Origin of the sequence: Streptomyces sp. NPDC051183 (genome assembly GCF_040682455.1) — a bacterium.
Classification (GTDB): domain Bacteria; phylum Actinomycetota; class Actinomycetes; order Streptomycetales; family Streptomycetaceae; genus Streptomyces.
The window spans coordinates 253,825-274,651 of sequence record NZ_JBFBBA010000003.1; the positions used below are offsets into that span (position 1 = coordinate 253,825).

Annotated in this window: 16 protein-coding genes; 9 read left to right on the top strand and 7 right to left on the bottom strand. The window is 70.6% G+C overall.

Annotation, left to right across the window (positions count from 1 at the left end; genetic code table 11):
• Nucleotides 1–4: 4 nt before the first annotated feature.
• Both AB0M99_RS04380 and AB0M99_RS04385 read right to left on the bottom strand, forming a co-directional pair.
• Nucleotides 5–889, bottom strand: coding sequence for a hypothetical protein (locus AB0M99_RS04380; RefSeq protein ID WP_365917133.1), 885 nt, complete (start codon nucleotides 887–889; stop codon nucleotides 5–7).
• A 3-nt stretch (nucleotides 890–892) separates the two neighbouring features.
• On the bottom strand, nucleotides 893–1,954 hold the full coding sequence (locus AB0M99_RS04385) for a 3-oxoacyl-[acyl-carrier-protein] synthase III C-terminal domain-containing protein (protein WP_365917134.1): 1,062 nt from the start codon (nucleotides 1,952–1,954) through the stop codon (nucleotides 893–895).
• Nucleotides 1,955–2,437: 483 nt separating this feature from the next.
• Between AB0M99_RS04385 and AB0M99_RS04390 the strand changes: the two genes are divergently transcribed.
• From AB0M99_RS04390 to AB0M99_RS04410, 5 genes are all read left to right on the top strand, one after another.
• A complete protein-coding gene (locus AB0M99_RS04390) occupies nucleotides 2,438–3,556 on the top strand; it encodes a right-handed parallel beta-helix repeat-containing protein (RefSeq protein ID WP_365917135.1) in 1,119 nt (372 codons plus the stop codon).
• A 347-nt stretch (nucleotides 3,557–3,903) separates the two neighbouring features.
• Nucleotides 3,904–5,175, top strand: a complete 1,272-nt coding sequence (locus AB0M99_RS04395; RefSeq protein WP_365917164.1) for an AMP-binding protein — start codon at nucleotides 3,904–3,906, stop codon at nucleotides 5,173–5,175.
• Nucleotides 5,172–6,320 carry a GNAT family N-acetyltransferase gene (locus tag AB0M99_RS04400; protein WP_365917136.1) on the top strand — a complete coding sequence of 383 codons (1,149 nt, stop codon included), beginning with the start codon at nucleotides 5,172–5,174 and terminating at the stop codon, nucleotides 6,318–6,320. Before AB0M99_RS04395 ends, AB0M99_RS04400 begins: the two co-directional genes overlap by 4 nt.
• A 23-nt stretch (nucleotides 6,321–6,343) precedes the next feature.
• A complete protein-coding gene (locus AB0M99_RS04405; RefSeq protein WP_365917165.1) occupies nucleotides 6,344–7,504 on the top strand; it encodes an acyl-protein synthase in 1,161 nt (386 codons plus the stop codon).
• Complete coding sequence (locus tag AB0M99_RS04410) at nucleotides 7,501–10,020, top strand: aldehyde dehydrogenase family protein (protein WP_365917137.1); 2,520 nt, start codon at nucleotides 7,501–7,503, stop codon at nucleotides 10,018–10,020. Before AB0M99_RS04405 ends, AB0M99_RS04410 begins: the two co-directional genes overlap by 4 nt.
• Nucleotides 10,021–10,086: 66 nt before the next feature.
• Here AB0M99_RS04410 and AB0M99_RS04415 read toward each other — a convergent pair whose 3' ends face one another.
• The gene (locus AB0M99_RS04415; protein ID WP_365917138.1) at nucleotides 10,087–10,620 is read right to left on the bottom strand and encodes a hypothetical protein; all 534 of its coding nucleotides are present in this window, start codon (nucleotides 10,618–10,620) and stop codon (nucleotides 10,087–10,089) included.
• 153 nt (nucleotides 10,621–10,773) lie between these two features.
• Nucleotides 10,774–11,385 carry an AraC family transcriptional regulator gene (locus tag AB0M99_RS04420; protein WP_365917139.1) on the bottom strand — a complete coding sequence of 204 codons (612 nt, stop codon included), beginning with the start codon at nucleotides 11,383–11,385 and terminating at the stop codon, nucleotides 10,774–10,776.
• Nucleotides 11,386–11,518: 133 nt separating this feature from the next.
• On the opposite strand from AB0M99_RS04420, the gene AB0M99_RS04425 reads away from it, so the two are divergent.
• On the top strand, nucleotides 11,519–12,256 hold the full coding sequence (locus tag AB0M99_RS04425; RefSeq protein WP_365917140.1) for a VOC family protein: 738 nt from the start codon (nucleotides 11,519–11,521) through the stop codon (nucleotides 12,254–12,256).
• On the opposite strand, the gene AB0M99_RS04430 is transcribed toward AB0M99_RS04425, so the two are convergent.
• Nucleotides 12,253–12,579 carry a hypothetical protein gene (locus AB0M99_RS04430; protein ID WP_365917141.1) on the bottom strand — a complete coding sequence of 109 codons (327 nt, stop codon included), beginning with the start codon at nucleotides 12,577–12,579 and terminating at the stop codon, nucleotides 12,253–12,255. The genes AB0M99_RS04425 and AB0M99_RS04430 overlap by 4 nt on opposite strands.
• Nucleotides 12,580–12,980: 401 nt before the next feature.
• Here AB0M99_RS04430 and AB0M99_RS04435 point away from each other — a divergent pair, with 401 nt between their 5' ends.
• Complete coding sequence (locus tag AB0M99_RS04435; protein WP_365917142.1) at nucleotides 12,981–15,542, top strand: FtsX-like permease family protein; 2,562 nt, start codon at nucleotides 12,981–12,983, stop codon at nucleotides 15,540–15,542.
• An 86-nt stretch (nucleotides 15,543–15,628) separates the two neighbouring features.
• On the opposite strand, the gene AB0M99_RS04440 is transcribed toward AB0M99_RS04435, so the two are convergent.
• Nucleotides 15,629–17,176 (bottom strand): hypothetical protein, encoded by a 1,548-nt coding sequence (locus AB0M99_RS04440; RefSeq protein WP_365917143.1) that lies wholly within the window; start codon nucleotides 17,174–17,176, stop codon nucleotides 15,629–15,631.
• A 129-nt stretch (nucleotides 17,177–17,305) separates the two neighbouring features.
• On the bottom strand, nucleotides 17,306–18,322 hold the full coding sequence (locus tag AB0M99_RS04445; protein WP_365917144.1) for a hypothetical protein: 1,017 nt from the start codon (nucleotides 18,320–18,322) through the stop codon (nucleotides 17,306–17,308).
• Between the two features lie 285 nt (nucleotides 18,323–18,607).
• Between AB0M99_RS04445 and AB0M99_RS04450 the strand changes: the two genes are divergently transcribed.
• Nucleotides 18,608–19,960, top strand: coding sequence for a fibronectin type III domain-containing protein (locus AB0M99_RS04450; RefSeq protein WP_365917145.1), 1,353 nt, complete (start codon nucleotides 18,608–18,610; stop codon nucleotides 19,958–19,960).
• Nucleotides 19,961–20,030: 70 nt separating this feature from the next.
• Complete coding sequence (locus AB0M99_RS04455; protein WP_365917146.1) at nucleotides 20,031–20,735, top strand: lytic polysaccharide monooxygenase; 705 nt, start codon at nucleotides 20,031–20,033, stop codon at nucleotides 20,733–20,735.
• The last annotated feature ends 92 nt before the right edge of the window (nucleotides 20,736–20,827 follow it).

The window sequence follows — 20,827 nt, forward strand, 5'->3', positions numbered from 1 at the left end:
CGCGTCACCAGCCTTCGGGCCGGTAGCCGGCGCAGGCGGCGCTGGGGCCCGCGCCCGCGGCGACCAGGAGGATCCGGTCGCAGTCCTTCGGGCGCGGGGCGGCGAGTGCCCGGAGGTAGCCGAGGATCGGCGCCGCGGTGTGGGCTTCTGCGGCGGGGCCGGTGCGGCCGGGGTCCGCCTCCTCGGCCGGGTGCGGCTCCTCCTCCGCGTGCGGGCCGACCACGAGGGTGCGGTCCAGGTCGATGCCGTGCTCGCGGGCGTACCCGACGGCGCAGGCGGCGGCGAGGAGGCTGCGCCGCGCCCCGTGTCCTTCGGTGCGCCGGACCGTGATGCGGGAGCGGCCGTCGGTGCCCATGGCCGCGGTGTCGAGGTACCCCTCGGTGTCGGTGGGCCCGTCGCCCGGGTACACCGACACGGGGCCGAACCCGGCGTCGGGGTCGGCGCTGCGCTGGAGGAGGATGGCGCCGGCGAGGTCCGCGTACGGGTAGTGCGGGTCGCGGCGGGCGTCGCCGCCGGGGTGCACGTCGGCGGCGGTGATCAGGACGCGTTCGGCGCTGCCGGTGCCCAGGAGGCTCTGGGCGAGCTGGACGGCGTTGAGGACGCCGCAGGCACCGTTCATGAGGTCGAAGGAGAAGCCCGCGGCGGGTGCCGGGTCGGCGATGTAGTCCAGGTTGATGCCGACCTCCTTCTGGACCAGGGCCGCGAGGGCGGGTTCGAAGGTGTTGGACTCCCGGTAGACGCCGACGTTGATGAGGACGCCGACGGACGACGGGGAGACCTGCGCCTGCGCGAGGCAGGCGCGGGCGGCCCGGCTCGCGAGTTCGACGGCGGAGGCCGGTCCGGTGCCGAGGTGTGTGGCGGTGTCGGCTGCGGCGATGACCATTCCCATGACTCAGACCCCCATGTTCGTGATCGTGGCCGACAGGGCGCCGGTCACCACGCCGGAGGCGGCGGGGACCATGAGGAACCGGGAGCCGGGGCGGGCGGTGCCGGCCCGCAGGTGCTCACGCAGTGTCAGGAAGTGGGAGGTGGTGGCGGTGTTGCCGTACTTCTCGACGACCGCGAGGGAAGTGGGCATGGGGGCCTCGAACTCGGCCTCGGCCGTCTGGTTCACGTAGTCGATGAAACGGGTGCCGACCTGGTGCTGGATGACGTAGTCGAATTCCTCGTCGGCGAATTCACGGCCCTCCTTGGCCAGGAGGTCCGCATGGAATCGCGGCCACAGTTTGAGCCGGTCGCGGTTGTGCATCTTCTTGTTGTCCGTATAGAGGGCTATCCCCTGTGTGCGGTGGCTCGGCATTCCCATGCAGAGGTGCGAGTATTCCGAGCAGGTCATCAGTTCCACGTAGTGGATCCGGTCCGCCTCGTCGGCGGAGGCGTCCAGGACGACCGCCGCCGCCGAGTCGCCGACGGAGAGCGAGGCGAACTGCGGGTCGTAGGAATCGGCGACCTCGCGGGCCGCCGTCTCGGCGACACCGGTCGCCTGCTCACCGCTGACGACCATGCCGTTGCGTACCGCGCCGGAACGGATGAGGCGGTCGAGCAGGTACACGCCGGTCATCATGCCGGCGCAGGCGTTGGACACGTCGAAGTGGATGGCCGAGCGCGCGCCCAGCTCGCGGGCGAGCATGGCGGCGAATGACGGTTCGAAGCAGAAGCGGCCGCCGTCCTTGAAGCGTGTGATCGAAGCCGAGATGACGACGTCCAGATCGGCTGCGTCGTAGCGGGAGTTGTCGAGGCAGTCCCGAGCGGCTGAGAGGGCCATCGAGAAGGAGTTCTCGCCGGCCTGCGGATCGGGGTTGTACACCCGTCGCTCCGCGACTCCGGTGATCCGCTGGAGATCCACGTCATGGACGGCGGATATCCCCTCGGTCAATTCCCGGGTGGTCATCACGGTCTGCGGTATGTGGGCCCCGAGGGCCTCTAACCGGCTGAAGCGATTCAGCGTGCTCATACTTCTGGTTCTCCATGGGTATCCCCGTAACAGGCAGCGAAGTTACCGTAGCGTAGAGATTGCATGCGAGTTCACAAAAGCGCTCCGAAGAGTGCAGATGGGTCGAGTACCGGCCAATCGGTCGATGGATGGCATTTCGCCAGCACCCGGGAATCCGGACCTCCGGGAAGGGCCGTCCCCCCTGGCCCGCGGAGCCCCGTGGCACCTCCCCGCACTCCGACTCTCGGCCGGAACGTCACACACGGTGCCCAAAAGCTGTCCGGAACCACTCGGTCCGCCTCGACCGGGCCGACGCCGCGATGTGACCGGGCGTGTGGTCGCGCTGCTCCGGACGGCCCACCCCTGCGGCACGGCCCCCGACCTCGCCGCCCGCCCTGTGCTCGGGTGGCCCCGTGCGAATCGGCTGTTCCCGCCGTGCCGCCACGTGACCCACGGCGCCGAGCGGCCACGCGCGGCCGGCCGTTCCTTCAGGAGGAGAACGCGATGAACCCTCTACGCACACGGTGCGCGGTGGCGATCGGCACGATGCTCGCCACGGTGGCCATCGGCTCCGCCGCGGCCCCGTCCGCCGCGTCGCCGTCCGCCGCGTCACCGCCGCCCGAGCTCGTGGTTCCCTCGGCCGCCTACCCGACGGTGCAGTCCGCGGTCGACGCCGCACGCTCCGGGGACCGCATCGCCGTGCGCCCCGGCGTCTACCGGGAGCAGCTGACGATCCGTAAGAACCTCACCATCACGGGGGCCGGGGCCGGGAAGACGACCATCCTGGCTCCGGCGCACCTGGTGACGGGCTCCGACGGCCTCAACTCGATCGTCACCCTGGACAACGCGGCTTCCGTGAAGATCTCACGCCTCGCGGTGAGCGGGCCGGGGTCCGGCACCTGCGACGAGGGGGCGCTCGGAGCCGGCATCCGCGTTCTGGGCGGAGCGCACCTGGACCTGAGCCACGCGGCGGTGTCCCACATCAAGGACACCCCCATGGCCCCGTGCTTCCGCAGTGCCAATTCCATCCTCATCGGCGACCTGCCCGCCGGTACGGGTTCGGCAACCATCCGGGATTCCAGGATCACGGACTACCAGGGCTCCGGCGTCGTCGTGCTCAACTCGGGTTCGGAGGCCACGCTGCTCCGCAACATCATCACCGGCCAGAAGAGCATCTCCACGGACGGGATCGAGTTCGTCGAGGCGACCGGCAGGGTCGAGCAGAACACGGTGAGCGACAACTCATGCCGCGAGCCCGACGCGGGTTGCGGCACCGACTTCTTCACCGAGTTCCAGCACGCCGGCATCCTGGCCAACACGGGGGTCGTGGTCACCAAGAACCGCCTCGTCGGCAATCAGCTCGGCATCTACGCGTTCGGCACGATGGAGACGAGCCACAACACCCTCATCGACAACGAGTACTTCGGAATGGCCCTCCAGGACGGGGAGTTCACCGCGTACAAGGACAGCATCCGGGGCGGCGGGGGCGGCGTCGCGGTCGTCGCCTCGGCCGTCGACACCACCGCACGGCTGAACCGGGTACGGATCACGGAGGTCTCCGGAGAGCCGATCCAGAAGTTCGAGTGCTGCGGGTTCACCGCGACGGTGACCACCGAGCCCTGAGAGCGGCGCCGCCGGCCCGCACACACCGTACGACCGGCCCGCGCGCTGTACGGCGCGCGGGCCGGTCGTTGCGGGCCGGTCGTTGCGGGCCCGTCACATCCAGACATTCGACAACTGCGGCCGCTGAGGATCGCACGCCCCGACACAACCCGGCCCGCCTGGAAAAGGCGCACCCCAGGCATGCGACGAAGAGTTGTTTCGCGGCCTTTTCTGGCCACCCACTCTTGAGGTGCCACCGTCATCGTTGCGTAAGTTCTGTTCGTGCTCCTCCTCTTGACCGCACGTACAGAGAGAGGAGTCACTTCGACCCTAATCCAGAATTCAAGCATTCTCTTCAGCAAGGCCGAATAGTCATTCACCAGCTATCCGAACTCATACGTCATGCCCGTAACCACTCCCCGTTCTACGCTGACCTCTACGCCTCCCTGAGGCCCGACGTGGACTGTCTTCTGGACCTCCCCGTCGTGGATCAGGAGGAGTTCTGGGCCGCGAACACCCTGCACCGGAACCGCGTGCTGACCGCTCCGCTCACCGAGGCGGCCGTGTTCAAGACCGGCGGCACCACCGGTGCTCCGAAGTTCTCGTTCTACACCCGCGACGAATGGCGGGAGTTCGTCACCGCCTTCGGTGCGGGGCTGGTCGAGGCGGGGCTGCGGCCCGGCCACCGGGTGGCGGACCTGTTCTACGCCGGGGAGCTGTACGCGAGCTTCCTCTTCGTCCTCGACTCGCTCGCCCACGCCCCCGTCGACAACGTGCGGCTGCCCATCGGCGGTTCCGCTCCGCTGGAGTCGACGATCCCGGCGCTGCGCGACTTCGCCGCGGACGTCGTGGCCGGCACGCCCACCACCCTGTGCCGGCTCGCCGAGCAGCTCGTCTCCACCGAGGAACAACTGCCCCCCGTGGGACTGCTGTTCTTCGGCGGCGAGGCGCTCTTCCCCGACCAGCGCAGGCTGTTGGCCGCCGCCTTCCCCAACGCCGAGGTGCGCTCGCTCGGTTACGCCAGCGTCGACGCGGGCCTGCTCGGGTGCCCCGTCCCCGGGCCGGACCCGCGCACGCACCGGGCCTTCACCCCGCACTCCGTCGTCGAGATCCTCGACGAGAGCACCGGCGAGCCGATCTCGGAGCCGGGCCGGCCCGGACGCATCGTGGTGACCAGCCTCTTCCGCACCCTGATGCCGATCATCCGCTACCCCGCCGGCGACCGCGCCGAGTGGACGGACCCCCTGGCAGGTCACTTCCGCATCCTCGGCCGGTCCGAGGAGGGGGTGCGCTTCGGCCCCGTCGCGCTGTACCACCAGGACGTGCAGGCCGTGCTCGCCGCGGCGGACGGGCAGGGCCTGATCGTGGGCTCGCAGCTCGTCGTACGCCGCTGGGAGGGACGGGACGGCCTGGTCCTGCGCCTGGCCACCGCCCCGGGAGAGAGCGACCCCGTCCGCCTGAGCGCCCTTGCCGAGGCGATCGCCCACGGGCTGTACGCGGCCCGCCCGCACTACCCCGACAGCGTGGCGAAGCGCTTCGTGCACCCGCTCGCGGTGGAGTGGGTGCGCCACCGCGACCTCGCCGTCAACTCCCGCTCCGGCAAGCTCATCCGCGTCCTCGACGAACGGCCCACCTCATGACCCCGCTCATAGAGCGGGCCACCTGCGCCGACATCGCCGATCTGCGCCAGCTCTACTACGCCGTGTACGGACCCCACTACCCCGTCGCGCTGGGCACCGACCCGGAGGAGATGGCCCGGCTCATCCGGGACCCGCACACCGTCTGGCTCGTCGCGCGCTGCCCGGGGAGCAACGACCTCGTCGGCTCGGCAGCCGTACACGGTGAGCCCGGCAGCCGTCTGGGCCGCCTGGAGGGGCTCGCCGTCCACCCCGACCACCGCGGCGGCGGCCTGGCCGCCCAGCTCACCGAGCGGCTGTGCGAGCGGACCCTGGGCACCGGCCGCCTCGACTCCGTCTACGCCACCGTACGGACCGTCAGTGCCGGGCCCCAGCGCGTCGTCGCGCGCTGCGGCTTCCGGCCGATGGGCCTGCTGGCCAACGCCGTTGCCCTCGGCTCCCGCGAGAGCCTCGCACTCTACGCGCGTCACTCCCCCGGAGTGCTGGAGCGGCGGGTCCCGGTCCCCGAGGTGCCCGCACCGCTGGCGCCGCTCCTGCGCACCGTCGAGCGCGGTCTGGGGCTCAGCTACGCCGACACACGCGTGGTCCCGGACCTGCCACCACCGGCCGGGCCCGCAGGCGACGTACGGCTGGAGCTGATCGAGGCTCCGGCCTTCGTGCGGCGCCGCTTCGACGAGCACTTCCCCGATGCCGCCCAGTGGTTCTATCCGCTGCACACTCCCAACACCCTGCTGGCCGCCGACGACGGCAGCTTCGAGGTGTACGCCTGCCTCAACCGCAGCGGTGGCTACTGCGCCCTGCTCGCCGGCTATCCGGGCGCGGCCGCGGCCGCCCATCTGGAAGCGCTGACGCACGCCATCACCCGCGCGGGCGCCGGCTACGTGGAAGCCCTGGTGCCCCTGGCGCACCGCGCCGCGCTCTCCGCGTTCCTCGCCCAGGGCTTCCTGCCGAGCGCGCTCTACCCGGCGATGCGCCGCGAGGGCGACGACCGGTTCCACGACTACGTCGTCATGTCCCGCACCGCCGAGCAGATCGACTTCCGCGGCATGGTCGTCGACGCGCCCCTCCAGCCCTACCTCGACGCCTACGTCTCGGCGTGGTCCTCGCGATACCTGCCCGTCCAGCCCCTACCCGAGGTGGCCCCGTGACCCCCGTGACCCCTGTGAATTCCGTGACCCCGGTCAACCCCCATCTCGCCCCCGTCGCCGTCCCCGACCCCGCGCTCCTGCCCCGGGTCCAGGAGCTGTGCGACCTCACCGACCCGTACGCCGTCGGGCCCGCCGAGGACGCGCTGTTCGCTGCCGCCATGGCGGAGATCAACGCCTGGCACACCGAACGGTCCCCGTTCTTCCGGAGCCTGTACGAGGCCACGGGACCCGGCGAGAAGTACCGCGCTCCCCTGGTCCACGCGAACCTCTTCAAGCGCCACGAGATCCTCTCCATCGAGCGGGAGGACGTGCACCTGCACCTGACCTCGTCCGGTACGACCGGCCAGAAGTCGCAGATGTTCTTCGACCGGTGGACCATCCGCTCCGCCCAGCGGATGGTCGCCCGGATCTTCGACCGGAACGGCTGGATCACCCCCGCGCAGGAGGTCAACTACCTCCTGTCCAGCTACGAGCCCGCCCGCGACCTCAACCTGGGCACCTCCTTCACCGACAACTACCTCTGTGACTTCGCCCCCGCCCGCGAGGTGGCGTACGCACTGCGCAACACCGGCAAGGGCGGGCACGAGTTCGACCCCTTCGGCTGCATCTCCGCACTCCAGCGCTTCGAGCGGGACGACGCCCCGGTACGGATCCTGGGCTTCCCCGCCTTCCTGTGGTTCACCCTGGAGCGGATGCGCGCCCTCGGGATGCCGGCCCTGAGCCTGCCCGAGGACTCCCTGGTCGTCCTCGGCGGCGGCTGGAAGGGCAACGCGGACCGCCGGATCGGCAAGGACGAGCTGTACGGGCGCATCCACGAGCAGTTGGGCATCCCCGCCGAGCGGATCCGCGACACCTTCGGCTCCGTCGAGCACTGCGTCCCGTACGTCGAGTGCGACCGCCACAGCCTGCACGCGCCGGTCTGGTCCAGGATCGCCGCCCGTTCCACGCGGACCCTGGAGCCCCTTCCGTACGGGGAGGCGGGCTACCTGCACCTGGTGTCGCCGTACATCACCTCCGTACCGGCGCAGAGCGTCGTGATGGGCGACCTCGCCACCGTGCGGCCGGGCAGCGCCTGCGGCTGCGGGCTGGAGACCGACTGGTTCACCGTCCACGGCCGGGCCGGAGTGAGCCGCAACCGCAGTTGCGCCGTGGCCGCCGCCGAACTCATGAAGGGCATGTCGTGACCTCGACGACCTCGAACCCCGCAGCACACCACAACCACCACTACTGGCAGGGCGCCTTCATCGACGACGAGGAGGCGGAGCGGCGTCTGGCCGACCTGCCCGCGATCGTCGAGGCGGCCCTGGCCGTACCGCTGGAGACCGAGACCGTCCTGGCCGCCTGCGACGCGCTGGCCACGGCCCTGCGCGATCCCGCGCACCCCGTCTCCGCGGGGCTGGCCGAGCACGTACCCGTCGGCGACGACTCCACGGTGCTCGCCGAACTCGCCGGCCTCCTCGGCCGCGGCGAGCTCACCCGCAAGGTGCGCCGCGAGCTCGGCTCGGCCGCACCGCAGCGGCTGAACCGCCCCGACGCCAAGGAGACCGTCTACGAGGCGTGGGCCCCGGTCGGCCTCGTCGCCCACATAGCGCCCGGCAACGGCGCGGCCGTCGCCCCGCTCAGCCTGGTCGAGGGCCTGCTCGCCGGCAACGTCAACGTCCTCAAGACCAGCAGCGGCGACACCCTCCTCGCCCAGCACCTGCTCGCCGCGCTGGCCGCCTTCGACACGACGGGGGCCATCGCCGAGCGCACGGTCGTCCTGCGCTTCCCCTCTTCCCGCCAGGAGTGGCTGCGCCTGATGTGCGCTCCGGCGGACGCCGTCGCCGTATGGGGCGGCGAGGCCGCTGTCGAAGGGGTCGCCGCCCATGTGCCCGCCGGCTGCCGCCTGGTGGAGTGGGGGCACAAGATCTCCTTCGCCTACCTCACCCGGGACGCCTGGGACGACCCGCGGACACTCGCCGCGCTGGCTGCGGACGTCTGCCTGTACGAGCAGCAGGCCTGTTCCAACCCGCAGGTGGTGTACCTCGACACCGAGGACACCGAGGAGGTGTTCGCCTTCGCGGACCGCCTCGCCGCCGCGCTCGCCACGATGGACCCGCCTTCCGCGGATGGGCCGAGCACCGCCGAGGACGCCGAGATCACCACCACGGAGCTGGTCGCGCGCCTGGAGGAGCACCTCGGCCTGACGAGGGTACGCGCCGCCGCCGACCGCTCCTGGCGCGTCCTGGCCGACGTACGCCCGGCGCTGACGGCCTCTCCCCTGCACCGCAGCGTGTGGGTCAAACCGCTGCCCCGCAAGCAGTTGATCGCCACGCTGCGGCCCATGCGGCGCTACCTCCAGACGGCCGGCATCGCGGGCAGCCGCCCGGACGTCGCGGACCTGTCCCGTACGGTCCTGGCCGCGGGTGCCACCCGTATCGCGCCCGTCGGCGCCATGACGGCCGGCTACTCGGGCGAGCCGCACGACGGGGTGTACGCCCTCCAGCGCTACAGCCGCCGGGTCGCGGTGCGGGCCGACGCCGAGCGCTTCGCCACCACGGCCTGTCTCGACGACCTGGCCCGACCGGTGGAGTTCCCGCCGCCCACCGGCCCGCTGCGGGACAAGGGAACCGTCCAGGAGCTCAACTCGCAGGTCGCGCCGCGCGATGCGGAGCTGTACTTCCGCAGCGGCGGCAGCACCGGGGCCCCTGCCCTGTCCCTCTTCAGCTACGAGGACTACGACACGCAGATGCACGCCGCCGCCCGCGGCCTGCTGGCCGCCGGCTACGACCCGGCGCGCGACCGGACCGCCAACCTCCTCTTCTGCGGCGGCATGTACGGAAGCTTCATCAGCTTCTTCTCCATCCTGGAGCGGCTGGGCGGCGTGCAGCTGCCGATCGCCGCCGGGACGGACCACCGGGCCACGGCCGAGATGCTGGTGGGCCACGGGGCCGACACCCTCTTCGGCATGCCGTCCTACCTGTGGCAGCTCCTGACCGAGGAAGAGGAGCTGCTGCGCTCGTACGGCGGCATCCGGAAGATCTTCTACGGTGGCGAGCGCTTCAGCGAGGGGCAGCGCGAGCACCTGGCCGAGGCCTTCGGCATCGAGGTCGTGCGCTCCCTCACGTACGGCAGCACCGACCTGGGACCGCTCGGCCACCAGTGCGAGCACAGCACCGGGAGTGTCCACCACCTGCACGCCGACCTGCACACCCTGGAGATCCTCGACGTCGACGAGGACCGCCCGGTGGCCGTGGGCGAGACGGGTCGGCTGGTGTTCACCACGCGGGCGCGACGCGGGCAGAGCCTCGACCGGTACGTCATCGGCGACCTCGGCCGGGCGTTGCCGGGCCGGTGCGCCTGCGGGAGCCGGTCGCCGCGCTTCGAGCTGCTCGGGCGGCTCGGCGACGTGATGCGGGTGGCGACGCACCTCCTCAACCACCGCCGCTTCGTGGCCATCGCCTCGGAGCAACTGGGGCACCGCGGGGAGCTCCAGGTGGTGCTGACCGGCGGCGCGGCCCGCGAGGGGCTGACCGTACGGATGGACGGCTCGACTTCGCCCGAGGAGGCCCGCGCGGCCTTCCTGGCCGGCTACCCGGAGCTGCGGTCGGCGGTGGAGGAGCGGTTGCTGGACCTCGCCGTGGAGCGCGTGGCCGGCGACGCCCTGGAGCGCACGCCGACGAGCGGCAAGCTGCGGACGGTGGTGGACCTCCGGCGGTGAACGGCGGTGGGCTGCTCGGACGTCCCCGTCCGAGCAGCCCACGCTCGTGGTCTCGTTGAAGGAGGGTCAGTTGACGCAGACCACGCTCAGGTCGTCGAGTCGCACGGCCCTCGGAGTTCCGTTCGAGCCGAGGACGGCCTCGACGAAGTTGTTGCTGTCCTCCTCGGTCGTCCACTGGACCTGGACGAGCTGGTAGGTGCCGTTGGCGGTGAGCCAGGGCGCGGTGCTGACGAGCTGTCGGCCCTGGGGTGTCCAGACCCTGAGTTCGAACTGGAGGTTCTGGACGGGCTGGACGTAGATCCGGGCCGTGCAGTGGCGGTAGCCGCGGCCGAACGCTGCCCAGGTTCCCTCGCGGGCCCAGCCCTGGGTGGCCGACAGCCAGCCGTTGCCGTATCCGTACCGGGCGGTGCCGGTGCCGATCTCGAAGCCGGCCCGGCCGTCGCCGCCCGTGAGTCGGTCCCAGGTGCCCATGTCGGCGCTCTCGAAGCCGTTGTAGAGGCTCCTCACGTCGGCGTGGGCCGGCGGTGACACCACCAGGGCCGCCAGGGACGTCAGGGCGAGGACGGCCCCTCTGGCGATACGCCGGGTGCGTTTGCGCATGACTGCTCCGTTGTCGTCGGGGCGGACGGGTGCGGACCGTGCGCGTTCAGGCTTCCACCGCCCCTCGGTACGGGGACAGACGCAACTCGGACGATTGCCGGTGTCGCAAAGCCGTACCCGTGCGCGCCGTCGGCAGTCGGCTCGCGGTCGGCGTCAGCGCAGCGCTGCCTCGCCCGTACGGATGGCGCGCAGGGCGCGTTCGACGGTCTCCTGGTTCTCTCCGACCGGAGCCACGTAGTCGAGGACGTCGCGCGCGGCCTCCTCGCCGAGCGTCCGGCTGATCACCCACGTGGCGAGGTACTGGGACGCCAGGCAGCCGCCCGCCGTGGCGATGTTCCCCTCGGCGTGGAACGGCACGTCCAGCACGGTGACGTCCATGGCTTCGACGTAGGGCCGGCTCATCCTGTCCGTGCAGGCCGGCATGGAGCCCAGCAGCCCGAGCCGCGCGAGCACCAGCGCGCCGGAGCACTGCGCGCCGATCAGCTGTCGCGAGGGGTCGAGGGGCAGTCTGGAGACCAGCCGGTCGTCGGCGATCACCTCTCGCGTCTTCACCCCGCTTCCGATCAGCACGACATCGGCTTCGGCCAGGAACTCCATCGGACGCTGCCCGGATACCTCGACGCCGCTCATGGAGGTGACCACGGGCGTCGGCGTCGTGATGAAGGCTTCCAGGCCGTCCTTGCGGCACCGGTTGATCAGCGCGGACGCAATGAAACTGTCGAGCTCGTTGAACCCGTCGAACGTAACCACGGCCACCTGCGTCACGGTTCCTCCTCGAAGTACGGAATGGATCTTCCGAGTCTCCCCCGCCGTACCGTTCGGCCGCCAAGACCAATCCGCGACCGGTGGCCTGCCTGCCGCAGCTCGCCGCACCCGCCAGATGGCTAAGGTCGGCGGCATGGCGACACGGCTTGTTCAAATCGCGATGGATGCTCGGAACGACTCCACGGTCGGTCGGTTCTGGGCGGAGGTGCTCGGCTGGGGCCTTTCCAGCGAGGAACCCGGCGTGTCCAACGTCGAACCCGTGGGTCTTGTCTATCCCGACCCCGTCGCCATCTACATCGACGTCGTTCGCGTCCCGGAACCCAAGACGGTCAAGAACCGTGTGCACATCGACCTTGCCACCACCTCCGCGGCCCATCAGGCAGAGCTGGTCGCGCGCCTCCGGACCCTCGGTGCGACGCCCGCCGACGTGGGTCAGGGCGACGTGCCGTGGACGGTCCTGGCCGACCCGGAGGGCAACGAGTTCTGCGTGCTGGAGCCCCGGGAGGTCTACCGGGACACCGGGCCGATGGCAGCAGTGGTGGTGGACTGCGCGGACCCGCGCGCCATGGCCCGGTTCTGGGGCGGGGCCATGGACTGGACCCTGTACGAGGTGACGGACGATCAGGCGGTTTTGCGCTCCGCCAAGGGAGTCGGCCCGTATCTCGAATTCATCCGCACACCCGATGCGAAGACCGTGAAGAACCGCATCCATCTCGACCTCCGCCCGTACCCCGGAGACGACCAGGCGGCGGAGGTGTCCCGGCTGCGGGCCCTCGGCGCCACGGACGTCGACCTCGGCCAGGGCGACGTCCCGTGGACGGTCCTGGCCGACCCGGAGGGCAACGAGTTCTGCGTCCTCACCCCGCGCTAGCGGCCGAACTTCACGCTGTGGGGGATGCTCACGGAGAAGCGCGCGGTCTGGCCCGGCCGGAGGGTGCTCCTCGGTTCCTCGCAGCCGCGGTCGAAGTAGAGGGCGGCGGAGGCGTTGGTCTGGTTGGAGGCGCTGGTCGCGCCCTGGAGGAGGAGCCGGCACTCGTCGTTGTCCGGGTCCTCCATCTCCAGGTCCCCCGACTCGGGCGAGTGGTAGAAGAACGTGCCGGTGGCGGCATGGGCGCTGCTGGCGGGCAGCGCGGTGAAGAGGGCGAGAGCGGTACCAACGGCAAGGGCCACACGGCCGAGACGCGCCGTCGGCATGGAATTGCGTGTATTGCGTGTGATGATCATGAACCCATGCTTCCCAGCGCCGCTTGAGGGAACCAGGGAAACGCCCCGGTGAGCGGGCAAGCAGAAGCAGGAAGGACGGCCGCACGCCCCCACCGCGCTTCGCGCGCCTGCCCCCGGCCCGACCGGACAGCGCCTCGGACACTGCGCCGGTCCGGCCTGCCCGAGTGCCCCGAAGGCCCGTCGGCCGAGCGCGAATTGGACTCCGCTCCCGCAATTGAGCGGATTCTCATCCGAAAGGATGATCAAGGGGCGGGCAAAGTAGCCCTGAATGCTGCCGCGGGTGGGGCCCGGAGATTGAGGCTCGGAAGCGGATTCGTCCGGCAGGGTGAATGGATCCCCCGCTCAGGCTCGAATTCCAGGAATGGTTTCCCGTGTTCCGCACCGCATGGCGCAACATCCTCGCGCACAAGCTCAGGTTGCTGATGACCGCTCTCGCCGTGGTCTGTGGCATCGCCTTCGTCTCCGGCACCCTGATGTTCGGCGACTCCTATGCCTCCGTGCGCAAGAAGGCCGTGGGCCAGGACCTCGAAGGGGTCTCCGTCCAGGTGACGGCGGACCGGATTCCCGGCGGTCGGGCCATGGCCGAGGAGGCCCCGCCCCTGCTGAACGACAAGGTCGCCAAGGAAATCTCCGGCCTGCCGGGAGTACAGGCCGTGCGTGCCGAAGTCAGCGGTTTCTCCGGGGTCGTCGACCACAAGAACAAACTCATCGGCGGCGAGTACAGCAGCGTCGGCGCCAACCACATCGCGGGTACCGACGGCCGTGATGCCCGCCACCCGCTGCTCTCGGGACGCGCACCCACGGGCCCGGGCGAGATCGCGGTGGATCAGGAGACCGCACGCAAGGGCGGTTTCCGCCTGGGCGACACCGTACGTGTGGTGACCGACGGTCCGACCCAGCAGAAGAAGCTCGTCGGCATCACCGCCGCGAACGACGGTTCGTTCGCCCTGGGCGCCAGCCTCACCCTCTACGACACCGCCACCGCGCAGGCGCTGTTCGCCAAGCCGGGCCAGTTCACCCAGATCACCGTCACCGCCGCGAAGGGCACCGGCCAGCGTGCGCTGGCCGACAGGATCCAGGAGCTGGTACCGGACGGCATCCGGGTGGAGACCGGCGAAGTGCTGGCCGCGCAGCAGGCGAAGAGCCTCGCCAAGACGACCCGGCAGCTGAACATCCTGCTGCTGGGCTTCGCCGGGGTGTCCCTGTTCGTCGGGGCCTTCACCATCGCCAACACCTTCACGATGCTGGTGACCCAGCGCACGCGCGAGATCGCCCTGGTCCGCGCGGTGGGAGCCACCCGCAAGCAGGTCACCCGGGCGATCCTGGCCGAGTCCTTCCTGATCGGGGTGGTCTCCTCGGTGGCCGGCTTCGTACTGGGCACCGGGATCGCCGTCGGCCTGCCCAAGCTGATCAACGGGTTCGGCGGTTCGCTGCCCGAGGGACCCCTGGTCGTCTCTCCGACCTCCCTGCTGTGCGCGCTGGCGGTCGGCGTGCTGGTCACGATGGCGGCCGCCTGGCTGCCGGCCCGGCGGGCCGCCCGTATCGCGCCGGTGCAGGCGCTGTCCACCGTGGAGACCCCGGCCAAGGGCCGGAGCCTGGCTGTCCGCGCCGTTCTGGGCGGCGTACTCGCGGCCGTCGCACTGGCCCTGCTGGCCATGGGCGCGGCCACCCGCGACATCACGGGCCAGCAGCCGGTCATGGCCGGCGGGTTCCTGCTCCTGATCGCAGCCATCGCCCTGACCCCGCTGCTGGCGGGCCCGCTGCTCACCCTGGCCGGTGCTCCGTTGCGCAGGATCTTCGGGATCTGCGGCGCCTTCGCCGCGCTGAACGCGGCGCGCAACCCGCGGCGCACCTCGGCCACCGCCTCGGCGCTGATGGTCGGGCTGGCCCTGATGACCTCGGTCACCGTGGGCGCGCTGTCCGTCCAGGGCGGGTTGGACAAGATGGCGGAGAAGGACCAGCGGGCCGACTACGTGCTGAGTACGTCCAACGGGGTCGGCCTCGACGCAGCGCAGGTCTCCGCCGTGGCCAAGACGCCCGGAGTGGGCGCGTCCACCGCCTTGCAGGAGGCCCGCACCCGGCCCACGGCCGCGTACGAGTACGGCATGCCACTCCAACTGGTCGACCCGGCCGGTTACCGCCAACTGGTGAACCTGAAGATGCTGTCCGGCTCGATCGACGGGCTGCGCGAGGGTACGGTGCTGCTTCCCGACCATGCTGCGCGGATGCTGAACGCCAACGTCGGCTCCCGGATCGAGGTGCCCTATCCGGACCGGACCTCGGGCCACCTGGAGGTCGCGGGCATCTACAGCACGGAGGGGGAACCGCTCTCTCGTACGGCCGTCGCCACGACGGGCACCGTCACCCCGCACCTCGGCGGCGAGAAGGTGCATGCCATGACGATGCTGGTCAAGGCCGCAGCGGGGGCCGGTGATCTGACCCCGGCGCTCGCCAAGGCCGCGGGCGACAGTCCGCTGGTCCAGGTCAAGGACCGGGACGCGATGCGCAAGGACGCACAGGCGAACATCTACATGACCCTCAACATGCTCTACGGCCTGCTCGCGATGTCCGTACTGATCGCCGTGCTGGGCATCGTGAACACCCTTGCCCTGTCCGTCTTCGAGCGGACCCGGGAGATCGGGATGCTGCGGGCGGTCGGGCTCCAGCAGCGAGGCGTCAAGCTGATGATCCGACTGGAGTCGGTGGTCATCTCACTGTTCGGCGCGGCGCTCGGCATCGGACTCGGCACCCTCATCGCCGCCTTCGCTGGGCAGTTGGTCGTCAAGAGCTTCCCCCAGTACGCACTGGTCATCCCCTGGGGCCGGATCGGCGCCTTCCTCGCCGTGGCCCTGCTCATCGGCATCCTGGCCGCGCTCTGGCCGGCGCGCCGGGCGGCGCGGCTGAACCCCCTGGAGGCGATCAAGGCCGAGTAGGCCCGATGTGGTCTCGGGAGCCGGGTCCGGGGTCCGGGGCTGCCCGTTCGCCCGGCCGTGGTGATGCCACGACCGGGCGGACCGCGTCAGGGGCGCGAGTAGCGCATGACGAGGACAGCGCGGGCCAGGTCGAGGAGGCGGCGGCGGAACTCGTCGAGGGAATCGGTGCCCAGCAGGCCCAGCGTCTCCGTGCGGGCGCGGGCCGACCTCTGGTCCTCCGTCAGGGATGCGAACTCCTTGTCGGCACCGTTGCGGATGCGCTGGAGTACCCCGGTCTTGGAGCTCAGATGCCGGAGGGCAGCGAGGAGTTCCTCCGCCTGCGGGGGCAGTGAACCCCCGCCGTATTCCAGGATCTTGTCGGCCGCGAGCGTCATCCGGTAGACGTACTTCGAGCTCTGGTAGAAGGCCTTGCCGGGGTCGCTCCCGTAGTGGGTGAGGTCCTTGAGCGCGTCGCCCACCTGCTCGTTGAACGACTGCCCGTAGTCGGGTTCGGACAGCTCCTCGGCGGTGACCTTGCCCGCCTGCTGGCGGTGGACCACGTCGAAGACCGCGCCGGCGGAGTGGTACGCCTCCATGGCGTAGATCTGGGCCCGCGCGTTGAGGTCCGCGACGTTCGGCTTGGAACGGGGTGCGGGATCGCCCGCGGCGGACGGGCCGCGACGGACGAAGGAGCGGGCCAGGTTCTGCGCGCCGCGCATGTGGACGGCGTACAGGACGTTCCTGGCTTCCATCACGGCGTTCTCGTCGTGGTGCTCCAGGTGCGTGACGAGGCGCTCGTCGTCCATCGCGGGACGATCCGCACCGTGCCCGCGGGCTCGGAGCAGGCGGGCGAGGTCGCGGACGTACGCACGGTAGAGGCCGTCGGCGGCGCCGAAGAGGGAGTCCGTGCGGCGGGTCTGCTCGAACCGGGCGGCCACCGGCCGGCCTCCGTCTCCGGCGCCGGATGCGGCCATGACCTCGTCCCTGATCCCGCGGGTGAAGCGCTGCCAATCCCCCGCGGACATGAAGCGGCGCATCTTCGCGAGCGAGGCCGTCTCCTGGACCCGGACCCATTCCGGATCCGTATTGGGCCGGCCGCCCTTCATCTGCCAGGAATCGGCGCTGGACGGCAGGCGGCTGGTGGGCGGCACGGCCAGGTCGACGTAGACGTTGGTATCGAAGGTGATTCCGGACTCGGTCCCCCACACCTCGCGCATGATGTTGTTGAATTCCCGCAGGACCGCCCAGGTCCCCTCGCCGCCGAGCACGGCGACGTCGTAGTCGGACGTCTCGTTGTCACTGCCCGGCGCCGCGAGGAAGGCGCCGGGATGGTTCCGCAGGAGCGCCTTGAGCAGTTCGTCGACGTAGGGGCGCCGGAAGCCGGTGAGGGTGAGCATGGGGGCGCCGTCCCTCCCGACGTACGCGCCCTTCGCCGCCACCCAGTTGTTCCCGACGGAGCCGAGCATGCGCAGTGCCTCGCCGTGGCCGGGCGTCGTGCCCCCGCCGCCGACCCAGTGCGCCAGTTGCGCGCACTCGGCCGGGGTCGGCTCGTGCTTCACCTGCCCGGTGGCCGTGCCTTCGGCGCTCTCGCGGCCAGGGGGCTGCGCGTTCCTGCGGGCCGGCGCCTTGGCCGTGGCTGCGGGGGTCAGTGGCACGTCCGCCTCTTTCCGGTACGGGTCCGGTTCCGGTTCCGGATCCCTGGAATGAGATTCCGAGCGTGGCAGCGCGGTCCGAGTGGATCAAGGGTCCTTGGTCCCCGCGGGTTCCACGCGGCAGCTTCCCGGTCAGCGCCGGGCCGGGAGGCGCAGGCCGGCGTCGTGGCCCAGCCAGCTCCACGGGGTCCTGCTCGCCTGCTCCGAGCGGATCGGGGTCAGGTGGACCTCCACCCGGGAGCCCTGCCGGAGCACCTTGGTCACGCGGAAGAACGCGCGGTCCGGGACGACCGCCTCGCCCTCGCCGGTACTCGATACGTCCAGGGCCGTGCGCAGCCGCTTGGCCTGCGGTGCGTCGAAGACGTACAGGACGTCGACGCCGGAGGCGCCGCGGTACTTCTTGCGGTGCTCGAAGAAGTCCTCCGCCTTCTCCCGCTTGCCGGAGATCGAGGTCGGGGCCTGGGTGCGCAGCACGTCCCCCTCCTCGCAGTCGAGGCATGACAGCACCTCGGCGCGGTAGTACGTACCGTCCAGCCGCCCGCCCGGGGCCTTGAACTCGGCCCGGAAGTAGGCGGCCGCCTTCTCCTTCGGCATGCCCAGGATCTGCGCGAAGACCGGCATCATCGCGTCGACCTCGGCGTCGCGCCCCTGCCCCTGGAGCGTCCTCTTCAGCTCCTTGACCAGTCGTTCGACGGACGGCGCGTCCGCGAGGTCCTGCTCGGGGGCGCGGTTGCAGAGGCGGAAGAGCTGGGCGATGTACGCGCATCCCAGCTCGCTCCCGTAGAACCAGGCGGGCGCCTGGTCCAGGACGCGCTGCGCGTGCGCCTTCGCCTCCTTCTCCCACCCGGCGATGCGCTGCTGGTCGGCCCGGCGCATGTCGCTCCGGTCCCGCATCGCGCGCTCCAGGAGCTGGCGGGCCAAGTCCTTACGTCCCTCGCCGGTGATCCCGTACGCGGTGCAGAAGTCCGCGAGTTTGCCGCCGAGGCCGTTCCCGGCGAACGGCCCTCCCCCGCCCTTCTTCAGGTACTCGCGCACCTGATCGTCGACCTGGCGGGCCTTGCCGCGTGCTTTGGCCTGGCTCTGCTTGCCCCTGTAGGTCAACTCGATACCGGGGTCCACGACGTTGCGCTTGTGCGTGAAGCTGAACATGGGTCACCTCTCGTGCGGGGTGGGGTGGATGGGGGCGGAGGCCCTCCATCCACCTTCACGCAAGCGCCCCCCGGGCGACTCACCTTTTCGGCCGACCAGGATGTTGATCACCGCGCGACCCTCACGCCGCGAGGCGCACCCTATGGGCGTCATATCCGACCCTTAACGGGACTATAAGGAACCCGAACAACGGGGCATCCTGTCATTTTTGCTGCACAACGGAACCTAGTGTCGATCTTGTGGCCGCAGGCCGAACATGCTCCCGACCAGAGGTTCTGATCTTCGATGTCCCGTAAGCGAATGGTCCTCACGTGCGCCGCCGTCTCCCTCGGACTCGGGGCGCTGGCGATCCCCATCGCCGCGAACGCCGGCTCCGACAACGACCTCAGCACCACCTGCGGGGTCGCCGACGGCGCCGGCAAGTGGTGGGCTTCGGGGCGGCTCGCGCTCAGCAACCAGGGCAAGAGCGCGGCCAAGGACTGGAAGCTGGAGTTCGAGGTCTCGGAGGGCCAGGCCACGATCGACAACCCCTGGGCGTTCAAGCTCGTCCAGAACGGCAAGCGCGTCACGGTCACCCCGATCGAGGACCGGGGCGCCGTCCCCGCCAAGGGCGAGCGTCTGGTGAACGTCGGGATCAACCCGGGCGGCAAGGCCGTTCCGCAGATCACCGGCTGCAAGGTGAACGGCTCGGGCGGGTCGCAGGACCCCGAGCCGCCGACGGCTCCGGAGGAGACCGGCTCGTACGTCATCGACCACCGGACGGTCCACGTCATGTGGAAGCCGTCGACCGGTTTCGGCTCGAAGATCGCCAAGTACGAGGTCTTCCAGGACGGCAAGCCCGTCAAGACCGTCGGGGGCGACATCTCCATGACGAACGTGGAGGGGCTGACGCCGGACACGGCGTACAAGTTCAAGGTCCGTGCGGTCACCGAGTCCGGGAAGACCTCCGCCTTCAGCAAGGAGATCCAGCTGAAGACGAAGAAGGCCCCGGACCCCGGCCGTCCCGCCCCGACCATCCCGAAGAAGCTCGACGGCAAGGCGTCCGGCCCCTACCAGGCCTCCCTGACCTGGCAGACCGGCAAGGACGGGGACGGGGACCCGGCCGGGGTCACCGGGTACCGGATCTACCGCGACGGCGCCAAGGTGCAGGACGTGGACGCCGGCGCCACGACCGCCACGGTGGGCGGCCTGAGCCCGGACACGGCGTACAAGTTCCGGGTGACGGCGGTGAATTCCGCGGGCAAGGAGTCCGCGCCGACCGACGAGGCCGCCGTACGGACCGACAAGGCGCCCGACGGGGGCGGCGGAGGCGGCAACGCCCCGGGGGGCCTGACGGCGTCCGCGAGCAGCAAGCATAACGGCAACGTCACGCAGCACTACCTGAACCTGAAGTGGTCCGTGCCGACTGGGCAGGGCCAGATCGGCACGTACCAGGTGTACCTGGACGGCAAGCCCGCCCAGACGTTCATGTGGGGCACCGGCGACCCGGTGATGCCGATCCCGTCCGGTACGGCCACCCGTGAGGTCCTGGTCGGGGACAAGGCGGGCAGGACCTTCAAGGTGAAGATCCGGGCGAAGCTCGGCGACGGCAAGTGGAGCGCGTTCTCCGAGGAGAAGACCGTCACCACCGGCCGCTGACGGTCCGCCCGGGCCGTATTCCCCATTTCCCTCCCCCACCCGCCACCGCGCCGCCAAGGAGCATCCCGCCATGACCACCCGACGCCGCCTCGCGGTCCTCACCGCCGCCTTCGGGGCCGTCCCGCTGGCCCTGACCACCCTCGCCGCCGGCCCGGCCGCCGCGCACGGCGCCACCGGCGACCCCGCCGGGCGCGCCGTCGTCTGCGCCAAGGACGGCTGGAACCCGAAGAACCCGGCCTGCCGGGCCGCGAAGGACATCAGCACGGGCCAGCTCGGCGACTGGAAGTCCATCGTCCAGGGCCGCGCCATGGACCACACCACCCCCACGTCCTCCCCGCAGCACCGCGCCGTCATCCCCGACGGCAAGCTGTGCAGCGCGAACAACGCGCAGTTCGCGGGCCTGGACCTGCCGCGCGCCGACTTCCCCTCGACGACGCTGCCGAGCGGCCAGGAGTACACCCTGCGCTATGACATCAGCGCGCTGCACAACCCGTACCGCATGGAGATGTACGCGACCAAGGACGGCTACGACCCGACGAAACCGCTGAAGTGGTCGGACCTGGAGGACACCCCCTTCCTCAGCGCCGACAACACCGCGGCCGTCGCGGCGGCCCCGGGGTTCCTCGGGAGCAAGATGTTCAACTTCACGGCTCAGCTGCCGGAGAAGAAGGGCAAGCACATGATCTACACGATCTGGCACGGCCTCAAGAAGCCCGACGGATCCTTCCAGAGCGAGGAGGCCTTCTACTCCTGCTCGGACGTCACCTTCAAGTGAGCCGTCCAAAGGCCCCAGCGCCGAAGATCATCCTTTCGGCGACAGGACGTATCCCGACGGCCGACCCGGTGGGCCGTTCTGCATGGCCACAA

What these genes read in the sequence shown, in the direction of transcription:
- AB0M99_RS04450 (WP_365917145.1), top strand. Translation starts at nt 18,608, where the DNA reads ATGTCCCGTAAGCGAATGGTCCTCACGTGCGCCGCCGTCTCCCTCGGA.
- AB0M99_RS04455 (WP_365917146.1), top strand. Translation starts at nt 20,031, where the DNA reads ATGACCACCCGACGCCGCCTCGCGGTCCTCACCGCCGCCTTCGGGGCC.
- AB0M99_RS04390 (WP_365917135.1), top strand. Translation starts at nt 2,438, where the DNA reads ATGAACCCTCTACGCACACGGTGCGCGGTGGCGATCGGCACGATGCTC.
- AB0M99_RS04385 (WP_365917134.1), bottom strand. Translation starts at nt 1,954, where the DNA reads ATGAGCACGCTGAATCGCTTCAGCCGGTTAGAGGCCCTCGGGGCCCAC.
- AB0M99_RS04425 (WP_365917140.1), top strand. Translation starts at nt 11,519, where the DNA reads ATGGCGACACGGCTTGTTCAAATCGCGATGGATGCTCGGAACGACTCC.
- AB0M99_RS04400 (WP_365917136.1), top strand. Translation starts at nt 5,172, where the DNA reads ATGACCCCGCTCATAGAGCGGGCCACCTGCGCCGACATCGCCGATCTG.
- AB0M99_RS04380 (WP_365917133.1), bottom strand. Translation starts at nt 889, where the DNA reads ATGGGAATGGTCATCGCCGCAGCCGACACCGCCACACACCTCGGCACC.
- AB0M99_RS04430 (WP_365917141.1), bottom strand. Translation starts at nt 12,579, where the DNA reads ATGCCGACGGCGCGTCTCGGCCGTGTGGCCCTTGCCGTTGGTACCGCT.
- AB0M99_RS04445 (WP_365917144.1), bottom strand. Translation starts at nt 18,322, where the DNA reads ATGTTCAGCTTCACGCACAAGCGCAACGTCGTGGACCCCGGTATCGAG.
- AB0M99_RS04415 (WP_365917138.1), bottom strand. Translation starts at nt 10,620, where the DNA reads ATGCGCAAACGCACCCGGCGTATCGCCAGAGGGGCCGTCCTCGCCCTG.